This is a genomic window from Plantactinospora veratri (genome assembly GCF_036421995.1).
In the GTDB taxonomy this organism is placed as follows: domain Bacteria; phylum Actinomycetota; class Actinomycetes; order Mycobacteriales; family Micromonosporaceae; genus Plantactinospora; species Plantactinospora veratri.
The window spans coordinates 623531-636349 of the sequence record NZ_JAZGQL010000005.1 but is presented as its reverse complement, the minus strand read 5'-3'; the positions used below and the strand labels follow the sequence as shown (position 1 = coordinate 636349).

11 protein-coding genes are annotated in these 12819 nt (G+C 71.6%); 2 read left to right on the top strand and 9 right to left on the bottom strand.

Features of this window, described 5'->3' with window-relative positions; genetic code table 11:
* Positions 1-26 precede the first annotated feature (26 nt).
* The 9 genes from V1634_RS09020 to V1634_RS08980 all read right to left on the bottom strand — a co-directional run bounded on the left by V1634_RS09020 (position 27) and on the right by V1634_RS08980 (position 10145).
* Positions 27-1427, bottom strand: coding sequence for a serine/threonine-protein kinase (locus V1634_RS09020; protein ID WP_331207276.1), 1401 nt, complete (start codon positions 1425-1427; stop codon positions 27-29).
* Positions 1414-3735 carry a protein kinase domain-containing protein gene (locus tag V1634_RS09015; protein WP_331207275.1) on the bottom strand — a complete coding sequence of 774 codons (2322 nt, stop codon included), beginning with the start codon at positions 3733-3735 and terminating at the stop codon, positions 1414-1416. The genes V1634_RS09020 and V1634_RS09015 overlap by 14 nt, the downstream gene beginning before the upstream one ends.
* A 236-nt stretch (positions 3736-3971) precedes the next feature.
* Positions 3972-4553: a hypothetical protein gene (locus tag V1634_RS09010; protein ID WP_331207274.1), complete on the bottom strand. Its 582-nt coding sequence runs from the start codon at positions 4551-4553 to the stop codon at positions 3972-3974.
* 147 nt (positions 4554-4700) lie between these two features.
* Positions 4701-5183, bottom strand: a complete 483-nt coding sequence (locus V1634_RS09005) for a DUF6232 family protein (RefSeq protein WP_331207273.1) — start codon at positions 5181-5183, stop codon at positions 4701-4703.
* Between the two features lie 83 nt (positions 5184-5266).
* Positions 5267-6199 (bottom strand): carbohydrate ABC transporter permease, encoded by a 933-nt coding sequence (locus tag V1634_RS09000; RefSeq protein WP_331207272.1) that lies wholly within the window; start codon positions 6197-6199, stop codon positions 5267-5269.
* Positions 6196-7158 (bottom strand): carbohydrate ABC transporter permease, encoded by a 963-nt coding sequence (locus V1634_RS08995; protein WP_331207271.1) that lies wholly within the window; start codon positions 7156-7158, stop codon positions 6196-6198. The genes V1634_RS09000 and V1634_RS08995 overlap by 4 nt, the downstream gene beginning before the upstream one ends.
* 13 nt (positions 7159-7171) lie before the next feature.
* On the bottom strand, positions 7172-8509 hold the full coding sequence (locus tag V1634_RS08990; protein ID WP_331207270.1) for an ABC transporter substrate-binding protein: 1338 nt from the start codon (positions 8507-8509) through the stop codon (positions 7172-7174).
* A gap of 192 nt (positions 8510-8701) precedes the next feature.
* A complete protein-coding gene (locus V1634_RS08985; protein ID WP_331207269.1) occupies positions 8702-9604 on the bottom strand; it encodes a hypothetical protein in 903 nt (300 codons plus the stop codon).
* Between the two features lie 61 nt (positions 9605-9665).
* Positions 9666-10145 carry a DUF6232 family protein gene (locus V1634_RS08980; RefSeq protein ID WP_331207268.1) on the bottom strand — a complete coding sequence of 160 codons (480 nt, stop codon included), beginning with the start codon at positions 10143-10145 and terminating at the stop codon, positions 9666-9668.
* A gap of 144 nt (positions 10146-10289) precedes the next feature.
* Between V1634_RS08980 and V1634_RS08975 the strand changes: the two genes are divergently transcribed.
* Both V1634_RS08975 and V1634_RS08970 read left to right on the top strand, forming a co-directional pair.
* Positions 10290-11063 carry an enoyl-CoA hydratase-related protein gene (locus V1634_RS08975; RefSeq protein ID WP_331207267.1) on the top strand — a complete coding sequence of 258 codons (774 nt, stop codon included), beginning with the start codon at positions 10290-10292 and terminating at the stop codon, positions 11061-11063.
* A gap of 112 nt (positions 11064-11175) precedes the next feature.
* On the top strand, positions 11176-12798 hold the full coding sequence (locus tag V1634_RS08970; protein WP_331207266.1) for an acetolactate synthase: 1623 nt from the start codon (positions 11176-11178) through the stop codon (positions 12796-12798).
* The last annotated feature ends 21 nt before the right edge of the window (positions 12799-12819 follow it).

Below are 12819 nucleotides of genomic sequence, written 5' to 3'. Positions count from 1 at the left end.
TGACCCGGTCCGGGAGGGGTCCCGGGTCAGACCGTGCCGTCGGCGAACTTCTGGGTCTCGTCGCCGGTGGTGGAGGCGGTGCCGGTGCCGCGCTCTACGCCGTCCACCAGGACGACGTAGTTGAGATTGCCGGTGGTGATGCGGTAGTCGATCCGCCAGGTGGTCTGGTTCAGGGTCATCGGTATCTCGACGGTCCGCTGGTACGGCAGCCGCACGTCGCGTACCGTCACCGCCTCGCCGTTGACGGTGGTGGTCAGGGACTTCAGCGTGGTCCTGCCGAAGACGTAGAACTCCAGCGTACGCGTCTGGCGCGCCGCGAGGGTGCTGGCCGGCGGCGGCGCGGGCGAGGTGGTCGGCCGGGGTACGGCCGCCTCCGGTTCCGGCTCGTCGGGGAGCAGCGCCAACAGCCCGGCGGTGGCGCCGACCACCGCGAGTACCGCACCGGAGAGCAGCAGCGCCCGTCTGTCCATCCCGGACCGGTCGGCGACCATCTCGGCTCCCGGCGGCGTCCTCCCCGGGGGCGGCGGCGGTGCGGCGGGCGGGGACGGCGGGACGGCCGGGAGCCCCGGCGGGAGCGGGATCGGCGGGTTCTCCGCCTCGCTGGCCCGCAGGTCGATCTCGGTCGTCACGGCCGGCGGCAGGCTGACGGCACCACCCGGTCGCCCCCGTACCGCCGGGGCAAGTCGACCGGTCAGCTCGGCCAGCGTAGGGCGGGCGGCCGGATCGGGACGCAGGCAGTCGGCGATCAAGGTCCGCAACTCGTCGTCGGCGATACCGGCCAGCCCGGACGCGGAGGGCGGGGCGCCGGTGCAGGCGTACGCGATCGTCGCGCCGAACGAGAAGACGTCGCTCGCCGGTCCTACCGCCGCCCCGGACAACTGCTCCGGGGAGAGGAATCCCCAGGAGCCGGCCCGGGTCCCGCCCGGTTCCGTCGGGCCGGACCCCGTCGCGGCGGCGATCCCGAAGTCGATCACCTGTGGACCGTCGGCGGTCAGCAGCACGTTCGCCGGTTTCAGGTCCAGGTGCACGATCCCGGCGGCGTGGATCGAGGTGAGCGCCTCCGTGAGGCCGGCCGCCAGCGGCCGGAGCGCGCCGGGAGCCAGCGGACCGAACCGGCGTACCGCGTCACGGAGCGACACCGCCGGCAGGAACTGGGTCGCCATCCAGGGGCGCGGGGCGTCCGGAGCGGCGTCCAGAACCCCTGGGCTGTACCGTCCGCCCGCCGTCCTGGTGGCGGCGACCTCGTGCCGGAAGCGTGCGCGATACGCCGGATCGGTGGCGAACTCGGCGTGCATCACCTTGACCGCCGCCGCCCGGCCGCCGATCGAGCGTCCGAAGTAGACGAGCGCCATGCCGCCCGCGCCGATCCTCGCGAGGATGCGGTACTGCCCGATCACTCGCGGGTCGTGCTGCTCAAGGGGTCGCACCGGTGACTCCCGCCGGCGGGGCCAGGGCTTCCACGTACCCCTCTCGGGTGCCGACGAACACCAGGCCGCCCGTACTCACCAGCCCGCTGTTGTCCCGCACCGGCCGCTGGACGATGCTTGCCTCGTACGTCCAGTGCAGTCGACCGTCGGCCGTGCTCAGCGCGTACAGCATCTGGTCGGTGCTCGCCGCGTAGAGCGTGTCCCCGGAGAGCCGCAGCGCGCTGTCGGCCGCCAGGCCCCGGGACCAGCGCGGCTGCCCGGTGGCGGCGGTCAGCGCGAAGACCTCGCCCCGGCCCCCGCTGGCGTAGAGGGTGCCGCCACCCAGCTGCGGTGGCGAACTGCCGGCGAACGTCCCTATCCGCCAGGCGGTCGCCCCGGTGTCGGCGCGTACCGCGTGCAGGGCGCGGTTGCGGTCGATCGCGAACACCAGTCCCTCGCCGGCCAGGAGGTAGATTCCGTAGTCCATCGGGCACCGCCACCGGGTACGCCCGGTCTTCGCGTCCAGGGCGATCAGCTCGGTTTCGGTCACCGCGATCACGGATCCGTTACCCGCGGCGAGATTGTTGACCTCGCCGATCCGCGCCGTCCACCGCTCCCGACCGTCCCGTACGCCCAACGCCCTGACCGGACCGTGACCGGAGCAGACCACACCTCCGGCGACCACCGGAAAGAGCGGTGCCTCGGGAAACCGTACCCGGTAGCGCCACCGGGTCGCCCCGGAGACGGGGTCGACCGAGGTCAGCCGGGGATTGCTGCTCTGTGCCTCCAGCACCAGCCCGCCGGTCACCGTGCCGATCAGTGTCGCGGGATGCTTCCAACGGGTCCGGCCGGTCCGCGCGTCCAGCGCGTACAACTCCTGCTCCCGCGTCTTCGCCAGCACCACGCCACGGGTGGTGAACAGCTCCGGGTAGTAGTCGCTAACCTTCGCCGTCCAGCCGGGTACCGCCGTCGGCGGGGCGGAGGTCGGGGTCGGCGGGGCGTTGGACGGGGACGGCGTACCGGCCGGGGCGGCCCGGTCCGAACCCCGCCGGTGGATCAGGAATCCGGCGCCGGTGGCCACGGCGAGCGCACCGACGGCGCCGCCGAGCAGGTGCCGCCGGTCCAGCCGCCGGTTGCCGGTGGGGGTGTGGAGCCTCCCGGGCTGTGCCGCCTCGGCTGCCGACCACCCGACCGCCGGACCCGGGACTGCCGCACCCGGGGCTGGCTCGCCCGGCTCCCGCGAGCTCTGCCCCGGGGTTCGGGTGTTCTCGCCCGGCGCCCGCGTGTTCTCGGCCGGGTCCCGGGTGCTGTCGCCGGGGTCCGTTGGATTCGCGCTCGCTGCCGGGGCCTTCCCGCCCGGCGCGAGAGTGTTTCCGGGTGGCGGCGCCGGCATCGTCGCCCGGTTCGCCGGGCCGGCAGCCGCCCCGGCCGTCGACGCCCCGGTCAGCTGGCGGGCTTGGGCGGTGCGCCGGTCGATCTCCTCGGCGAGCGACGCGGACAACCAGCCGACACCGGTGATCGCCCGCGTCGTCCCGCCGAGCCGGTCCAACAACTGAGCGGCCGACGGTCGTTCCCCTGGTGCCACCCGCAGGCAGGCCGCGATCAGCTCGAACAACCCGGGGTCGGTGATGCCGTCCAGGTCCGCCTGGACGGCCTGTACCCGGTACAGGGTGGCCAGGGTCGCGTCGGACCCGAACGGCTCCCGACCCGTCGCCGCGTACGCCAGCACCGCGCCGAGCGCGAAGATGTCGCTCGGCGGTTCGGTCACGCCGCCCGAGACCTGCTCCGGAGACATGAACCCCGGGGTACCGATGATGGAGCCGACCTGGGTGATCGAGGTGGCGTCCTCGGGGCGGGCGATGCCGAAGTCGATCACCCGTGGGCCGTCGCCGGTCAACATGACGTTGCCGGGCTTCAGGTCGCGGTGCGTCAGGCCGACCCGGTGAATGTCGGCGAGCGCCTCGGCCAGGCCGGCGGCCAGCAGGCGTACCGCCGCAGGCGCCAGGGGCCCCTCGACGCGCACCGCCTCCCGCAGCGACAGGCCGGGCAGGTAAGCGGTGATCACCCAGGGCGCGGCGGCCTCCGGGTCGGCGTCCAGCACCGGGGCGGTGAACGCGCCGGTCACCCTGCGGGCGGCGGCCACCTCGCGCCGGAACCGGGCCCGGAACTCGAAGTCGCTGTGGAAGCGTTCCCGGACGACCTTGACCGCGACCGCCCGGCCACCGGGCGAGCGTCCGAGATAGACCACGCCCATTCCGCCCGCGCCCACCCGGGCAACCAGGTGGTACGGGCCGACGCGCTCTGGGTCCGATGGCAGTAGCGGCTTCAACCCCCTGCCCTCCTGGTGCCCGTGACACAGTGCAGTGCGGAGGTCGGCGATCGGGCATCGCCGTTACATCGACCTTGCTGCCTACGGTGCGACTGTAGTCACTCCGGCCAGACCGTCGACAGTCCGGCCCGGAGCACGGGACCGCCAGTCGGGCGAGGACCCCCGGGGTGCGCCGGCCTGGCTCGGCCGGACGGCAGGAACCTTCGCCCGCCCCGTTGCCGGGGAGGGGTCCGCGCTTAGCCGGACACCAGTCGCAGTACGCCGGCACCGTCGGAGGTCCAGCCAACCAACTGCACCAACAACGCTCCCCGCTCCCGTGCCGGTCGCTCCGTTACGCCGTCGGCCCCGCACGTCACCATGCCCCCGCCGCCGCCGTGATAGAACTTCATCACACCGCAGCTCTTCAACGTGCCGGATCCACCGGCACCGGTCGACATCGTCAGCTTGAAGTCGAGCTGCACGTCCCGCTGCACCTTGGTCACCGCGAAGGTGCCACCGTCCACCCTGATCCGGACGGGCTTGGTCACGGCCACCTCGCAGGTGCCGTCCGCGCAGGCCGCGTAACGCCTGCCGTCGGCGGCGGCGCGGATCCGGACCGGAGGTGGGGTCGTCACGGCGTCGGGCGACGGGGTGGTGCTTGGCGAGGCGGTGGCGACGGGGGATGGGGCGGCGCTGGACGGGCTACCGGTCGGCTTCTCCGCTACCCCGCTGTCACGCCGGGCAGCGCAACCGGTCGAGAGCAGTACGGCGAGCAGTGCGCAGCCGGTGCGCCACGAGATGCTGCGGGCGTGGCCGGTGGCGGCGGTAGGGACAGTCATCGTCGGCTCCTGGTGCTGGGCTCGGATGTCCATTCGTTTCTAGCGGGGACTTCCGGGGACCCCTCCCGGCGGAGCGGCGTGCTGGCGAGGCCAGATGGTGGAGGGGAGAGACGACCCCGCTCTGCGAGGGCGGCTGTCGTCGACAGGTCATCCCTCTGGACTGTGCTGTTCGATGGCGCGCTGGATCGCCCGGTAGATCTGCCCGAACCGCAACGCGTCCGAGCTGCTGAGCAGCATCACCTCCTGCCCCCGGTACTGCACCCACAACTCGAGCACCTTCGCGCCGCGCTCGTACGACCGGTCCAGCCAGTACAGCGGGACCTCCAGGAACGGGAACAGCGCCAGCCCGCCGACGACACAGACCGCCAGCACGATCGCGGCCAGCCGCCACTCGCCCCGGTCCTGTGCCGAGTAGGCCAGCGACAGCACGCAGACGATCACCACCAGCGGCGGGATCGAGAGCAGGAAGATGAGTACGCCCCGACCGGCGAGCCGGCCCCGGGTCCGGGCCGTACCCCGGCCTCTGGCGTGCCAGACGTACGACACCTCGGCGACCGGCACGCCGCGTCCGTTGACGTGGATGGTCTCGGAGGTTATCCGTACCGTGTCGTCCCGGTAATAGAGCGTCACCGTTCCAGCAAAGCGCGGTGGCCGGGGTGAGCGCCACCGCCCCGCTCGGTCGGATTCGGGTCAGCCCTCGTCGGCGTCCAGGGTCAGCCCTTGTTGGCGCCGAGCGTCAGCCCGGCGACGAACTGCCGTTGCAGCACGAAGAAGACGATCAGCGTCGGCAGGGCGACCAGGATCGATCCGGCCGCCAGCAGGTTGTAGTCGGTGAAGTACACCGAGCGGAGGTTGTTCAGCGCGCTGGTCACCGGCAGCTTGTCCCCGGTGGACATCAGCACCACCGCCCAGAGGAAGTCGTTGTAGATCCAGGCGAACTCCAGGGTGCCGAGCGCGCCGAGCGCCGGGCGGGCCAGCGGCAGCACCACCCGCCAGTACTGCCGCCACACCCCGGCCCCGTCCACCGTCGCCGCCTCGATCAGCTCGCGCGGGATGGTGTCCATGTAGTTGCTCAGCACGAAGACGCAGAACCCGGTCTGGAACGCGACGTGGATCGCGATGATCCCCCAGTACGAGTCGTAGACCAGCTCCGACGGCCAGCTCATCCACCACGGCAGCGGCAGCTTGGTGTACATCAGGTAGAGCGGGGTCAGCACCACCTGTTGCGGCAGCAGGTTGCCGGCGGTGAAGAGGATCAACAGCAGCCGCCCGCCGGGCAGCCGGCGCCGCGAGTTCAGGAACGCCACGAACGAGGCGAAGAAGAGCGTCAACACCACCGCCGGTACGGCCACCAGCAGCGTGTTCAGGAAGTGCCGGGGCAGGTTGCCGCCCTGCCACGCCTGCACGTAGTAGTCGAGGTTCAGCGTCTTCGGCAGCGAGAAGTACCCCTCGGCGGCGGTCTCGGCGTACGGGCGCAGCGAGGCGTAGAGCGGCAGCAGCAGCGGCACGAGCCAGCCGAGCGCCATCGCCCAGAGGAAGACCCGGACCACCACCCGCCACGGGCTCACCGGCCGTTTCCGGCGCGGGCCGCCAGTCGGCGTCGGCCGGCGCCCGGCAGCGGCCCGTTTCCCGACACCGACGCTCATGCCTCGTCCTCCCGCCGGAAGACCTGCACCAGGTAGACCGCGATGAAGCCGGTGGAGATCAGCAGCAGGATCACCGCGATCGCCGACCCGTACCCGATCCGGCTGGCCTCCCCGACGATGTTGTCGGTGACCAGCACCGAGAGCAGTTCCAGGCCGTTGCGTCCCCGGTTGATCGCGTAGACGATGTCGAACGCGCGCAGCGCCTCGATGACGGTGATGACCAGCACGATCACGTTGACCGGGCGGAGCGTCGGGAAGACCACCCGGAAGAAGGTCTGCGGCTCGTTCGCCCCGTCGATCGCCGCCGCCTCCTTCAGGGCGGGGTCGACGGCCTTCAGCCCGGCCAGGTAGAGCAGCATGACGTACCCGACGTGCCGCCAGCCGACCAGCAGTAGCACCGACCAGAGGTTGATCGACGGGTCGCCGAGCCAGTCGACCGGGTTGTCGGTGCGGCCCAGGATCGCGTTCGCCGCCCCGTAGTCGCGGGAGAAGATGAGCTGGGCCAGGAAGCCGACCACCGCCAGCGAGAGCACCACCGGCAGATAGAAGGCGGTCTGGTAGAAGCGGGTGAACCGCATCTCCCGGTCCAGCAACACGGCCAGGAAGAGCCCGAACGGGGTGGCGACCAGGCCGAGGAAGGCGAGCCAGAGCAGGTTGTGCCAGACCGCCGGCCAGAACGGCGGATAGTTGCTGACGATGTTGACGTAGTTGTCCAGCCCGACCGGCCGGATCTCGCCCAGCCCGTCCCAGGAGGTGAACGACAGCCCGATCGAGGCCAGTGCCGGCCCCCAGATCAGCACCAGGTCGAGCAGCAGCGGCAGGCCGAGCAGCAGCCCGATCACCGCGATGTCGCGCGGGCTGAACCGGCCGATCCGGCGCCGCCGACGCCGGGCCGGTTTTCCGGGTACGTCCGCCGCCCGCCCAGCCTCGACCGGCGGTGCCGTCGGAGTCGGTGTCACCGGCGACCGCCGCTCAGGAGGTGAAGATGCTCTTCTTCTGCGACTCGATCCGCCTACACAGCCCGTCGACGTCGTCCGGCTTGTTCAGGAAGCTCTGCAGGGACGGGATCATCACCGTGGAGGCGAAGTCCGGCCGGGTGTCCCGGTCGAGGAACTGGGAGATCTGTTTCGCCCCGCCGACCAGCTCGACGGCCTTGCGCTGCAACGCGCTGTACCCGCTGGTGTCGGCGCCGTTGTGCGTGGCGACGTTGTTCGGGTCGCTCTTCAGGTACGCGTTCTGCGCCTTGGTGCTGGCCAGATAGCGGAGCAGCTCCTTCGCCCCGTCGACGTTCTTCACCTTGCTGGAGATCATGAAGCCGTCGATCGGCGCCTCGACCGCGTCCTGGCCGTGCGCCTCGACGATCTGCGGGAACGGGAAGAAGTCCATGTCGGCGGCGACCTCACCCTGGAACTGCTGGCCGACGAACATGCCGAGCAGGTACATCCCGGTCTGCTTCTGGCCCAGCGACTGCGCCGCCTCCTGCCAGGTGCGCCCGTTCGCCCCCGGCTGGCAGTACGGCAGCAGCTCCCGCCAGAGCGTGAAGACCTGCTTGACCCGACCGTCCTCCCAGGACTCCTTGCCGGCCATCAGGCTGACGTGGAAGTCGTACCCGTTGGTGCGCATGTTGATGTAGTCGAAGGTGCCCATCGCCGGCCAGCCGTCCTTGTCGGCCATGGCGATCGGGATCAGCCCGTCCGAGCGCATCTTCGTGGCCAGCGCCTTGAGGTCGTCCCAGGTCTTCGGGACCTGGTACCCCCGCTCCTGGAAGACGCTCTTCCGGTAGAACATCGCCCACGGGTAGTAGTAGAACGGCACGAAGTACTGCTTGCCGTCGGTACCGGTGGAGGCCTGCTTCATCGCGGCCGAGAAGTCGCCGCCGATCGACTGCCAGATGTCGGAGATGTCGGTGGCCAGTCCCTGGGCGGCGAAGTACTGCATCCGGAACCCGGAGAACCAACTGAAGACGTCGTCCGGCGTCGCCTGGAGATAGCGGGTGATGTTCTCCTGGAAGGTGTTGTGGTCGACGGTATTGATCTTAACGTCGAGGCCGGAGCCGGCGAGTACCTCGGCGATCGCCTTCTTCGGTACCTCGTCGGAGTAGTTCGAGCCGAACGTCACCGTTCCGCCGCCGCTGCCGCCCTCGGTCGGCTTCTCGCAGCCGGCCAGCCCCGCCGGCAGGGCCAGCGCACCGGCCGCGACGGCGGCGCCGCCGAGCAGACGCCGCCGGTCGAGCATGCCGCCCGGTGCGGAGCCGGAGGCGGGACGGGGAGTCGCGGGCGGAACGGACGGGCCGGACGGGAAAATCGCCATCGTGTCTCCTCGCGCCGCTGCGGGTGGGGTCCGACCACCGATTCGCAGCAGCCGATCCGCGCACGAAACCTGCCGGCAACAGTAGGAGGGTTGGCGGAAGAGGGTCAAGGACTTAGATCAATTGATGCCCGATCGACCGGCGCGTGGAACCTGAGAGCGACCGGCGAGCTGTCGTCGCCGGTCGCCGCCGGCCTACCCGCCGAGGACGTCGGCGACCGCGGTGGCGTTGACGGCGCGGCGGAGCCAGGTGTCGAGCTGGGCCAGGTCGGTGCAGCCGAGGATCTGCTCGCGGGCCTCGTCGGGTACGTCGACGCCACGCCCTTCGAGCACCGTCAGGATTGCCCGGGCCTCCCCTCGGGCCTCTCCTCGGGCCTCGCCGCGGGCCTCGCCCTGCTTTTCGTATCGGGCGGCAAGCTCACGCAGCAGATCGCTGCGAAATTCGTAGTCCGCGGTGGTGGTCATGAAGGCCTCCCAACGAGTCCGGACCGCCGCCGGCAGTCCGGCGAGTACGACGTCATAATACAAGATTGCCGTTTTCGGGCCGACCGAGCGAAGCGCCTCCATCAGCGCCGGAAAGGTGGCTTCCACCTGGGCGTCCCGGCCGTGACAGATGGCCGAGAGGACGGCCAGCGCCGGGTTGGTCCGGGCCAGGTCCACGTCCACGACCAGCGGCACGTCGTTCGGGGTGAAGATGAGCGGTCGCAGCGACAGGCTCAACCCGTCGAACTCGAACAGCCCCCGGTAGCGGCGGGCGGTCCGGAGGTCCGGGCAGTAGACCAGCAACGCCGTATCGACGTCCAACTCGGCTTCGAGTTGGGCGACGTAGAGCTTCCAGGTGCGTCGCTTCGTGGCATCCCAGCGACGTTGGATCTCCAGTACGGCCGCCAGCAGTGGCCGGTCGGCCGGGTCGCAGAAGAGCAGCATGCCGTCGGCGTGGTACGTGCGCGGTACCAGCACCCGTACGTCCGTGGCGTGCGTCCGGGCGTGGTGGTAGTCGGGAACCTTCACGTTGAACACGTGCGTCAGCAACCAGGCCACCAGGCTCGGGTCGAGCTTGGCCAGGGCGACCGGAGACTCGTGCTCGGCAGTCGGCATGGCGGGTACGTTAGGAGAGCGGTACGACACTTGCGGTGACGGCGCCGTCGGTGTCTCCGGGTCAGCGGTTGCGGCTCGGAGTGGCGGCCGCGGCCTGCTCGACGGCCCGTTCCAGGGCCCGGTAGACCTGGCCGAACCGCAGCGCGTCGCCGGTGCTGAGCAACCGGACCGGCAGCCCGCGCCACTGTGCCCAGATCTCCAGCCGGTGCGCGCCCCGGGCGTAGCTGCGGTCGACGTGCTCCAGCAGATAGTCCGCGATCGGAGCGGCGGCCAGCCCGACCAGGACGGAGGCCCCGACGATCGCGACAGTGGCGGTGAGCGAGGTGTGCAGGCGTACCGCGATCACGATGCCGATGGCGGCGGCGACCAGCGGGCCGGCGAGCCCGGCCAGCAGCGCGCCCCGGCCGGCGAGGGTGCCCCAGGAGCGGGCGCCCCGGACGTGCCAGACCCGGGCGACCTCGGCCAGCGGATATGCCCGGCCGTCGACGCGGATCGCCTCCGAGGTGATCCGTATCGTGCGGTCGTCGTAGTAGGTGGTCATCGCCGTTCCGCTCGGTGAGTCCGACGTGCTCAGCGTATCCGGAAACGTTACCCAGCAGGTCCCGCCCCGAATCCACACCGACCTGCCGGGGCTGGCCGAACGCCCGTTAGGGTGAGCCTCGCGACTTCGACGTGGAGGTGGGCTGTGGGCGACTTGGTCCGGGTGGACATCAACGAGGGCATCGGCACGATCCGGCTGGACCGCCCGCCGATGAACGCGCTGAACACGCAGGTGCAGGAGGAGTTGCGCGCCGCCGCCGGCACGGTCTCCGCCGATCCGGACGTCCGCGCGGTCATCGTGTACGGCGGGGAGAAGGTCTTCGCGGCCGGCGCGGACATCAAGGAGATGGCCGACATGTCGTACGTCGACATGGCGGAGCGGGCCGCCGATCTCTCCAGCGCGCTCGGTGCACTGGCCCGGATCCCGAAGCCGGTGGTCGCGGCGATCACCGGGTACGCCCTCGGGGGCGGCTGCGAACTCGCGCTGGCCTGTGACTGGCGGGTGGTCGCCGAGGACGCGAAACTCGGTCAGCCGGAGATCAAGCTCGGCATCATCCCCGGTGCGGGTGGCACCCAGCGGCTGGCCCGGCTGGTCGGCCCGGCCCGGGCCAAGGACCTGATCATGTCCGGTCGGATGGTCGACGCCGCCGAGGCGCTCCGGATCGGCCTCGCCGACCGGGTGGCCCCGGCCGATCGGGTGTACGCCGAGGCGGTGGCGCTGGTCCGGCCGTACCTGACCGGCCCGGCCCAGGCGCTGCGGGCGGCCAAGCAGGCGGTGGACGGCGGACTGGAGATGGATCTCGGCTCCGGGCTGGCCTGGGAGAGCCAGCTCTTCGCCGCGCTCTTCGCCACCGACGACCGCCGGGAGGGGATGGCTGCCTTCGTCGAGAAGCGCCGCCCCAACTTCACCGGCCGCTGACCCGGGCCCGGACGGATAGGCGAGTGTCTTTCACGTTCTTTCCGACCGACCGGTAACCTCGCAGGAACCCCGGCGGGACGGGCGGCAGGCACGGCGGACGACAGGAGCGGCGATGACGGAACGGATCGAAGGACACGGCGGCGACCTGGCCCTCGCGGCCCTGCGGGCGTACGGCGTGCGGGAGATGTTCACCCTCTCCGGCGGCCACGTCTTCCCGCTGTACGACGCGGCGCACCGTACCGACTTTCCGATCTACGACGTCCGGCACGAGCAGTCGGCCGTCTTCGCCGCCGAGGCGGTCGCCAAGTTGCAGCGCCGGCCGGGACTGGCCGTACTCACCGCCGGTCCCGGCGTCACCAACGGGATCTCCGGGCTGACCAGTGCGTTCTTCAACGCCTCCCCGGTACTGGTGCTCGGCGGCCGGGCGCCGGCCTTCCGCTGGGGCTCGGGCAGCCTCCAGGAGATCGACCACGTCCCGCTGGTCGCCCCGGTGACCAAGCACGCCGGCACGGTCTGGTCGACCGACGACGTGCCCGGTGCGGTCGCCGAGGCGCTGACCACCGCGCTGACCCCGCACCGGGGCCCGGTCTTCCTGGACCTGCCGCTTGAGGTGATCTTCTCCACCGGTGACGTGGCGGCGCCGACCGGACCGGTGATCGCGCCCGTCGAACCGGACCCGGAGGAGGTGGCGAAGGCCGCCCGGATGATCGCCGAGGCGGAACGGCCGGTGATCATCGCCGGCTCCGACGTCTACGCCGGGGACGCCGTCGAGGCGCTGCGGGCCGCCGCCGAGGCACTCCGGGTACCCGTCTTCACCAACGGGATGGGTCGGGGCGCGCTGCCGCCCGGCCACCCGCTCAGCTTCGCCAAGGCCCGCCGGGCCGCGCTCGGCGGCGCCGACCTGGTCGTGGTGGTCGGCACCCCGCTCGACTTCCGACTCGGCTTCGGCGACTTCGGCGACGCCGAGGTGGTGCACGTGGTCGACGCGCCGAGCCAGCGGGCCGGACACGTCGAGCCGGCCGTCAGCCCGGCCGGTGACCTGCGGCTGGTCCTGACCGCCTTCGCCGACCACCCCGGTGACCGGGCCGACCACGAGTCGTGGATCGACGGGCTGCGTACCGCCGAGGAGGCCGCCCGGGCCAGGGACGCGGCGGCGATGGCGGCCGAGACCGACCCGATCAAGCCGGCCCGGGTCTACGGCGAACTGCGCCGGGTACTCGCCCCGGACGCGGTCACCATCGGCGACGGCGGCGACTTCGTCTCGTACGCCGGGCGCTACCTGGAGCCCGCCCAGCCCGGCACCTGGCTCGACCCCGGCCCGTACGGCTGCCTCGGCACCGGCATGGGCTACGCGATGGGGGCCAGGGTCAGCCACCCGGACCGGCAGATCTGCGTGCTGATGGGCGACGGCGCGGCCGGCTTCTCGCTGATGGACGTCGAGTCGCTGGTCCGGCAGAAGCTCCCCGTGGTGATCGTGGTCGGCAACAACGGCATCTGGGGCCTGGAGAAGCACCCGATGCGCGGCATGTACGGCTACGACGTCGCCGCCGACCTCCAGCCCGAGCTGCGCTACGACCAGGTGGTGACCGCGCTCGGCGGTGCGGGCGAGACGGTGGCGAAGGCGGCGGACCTGGGGCCGGCGCTGGAGCGTGCCTTCGACGCCCGCGTGCCGTACCTGGTCAACGTGCTGACCGACCCGGCCGACGCCTACCCGCGCTCCTCCAACCTCGCCTGACCCCGGCCGGCCACCCACCTC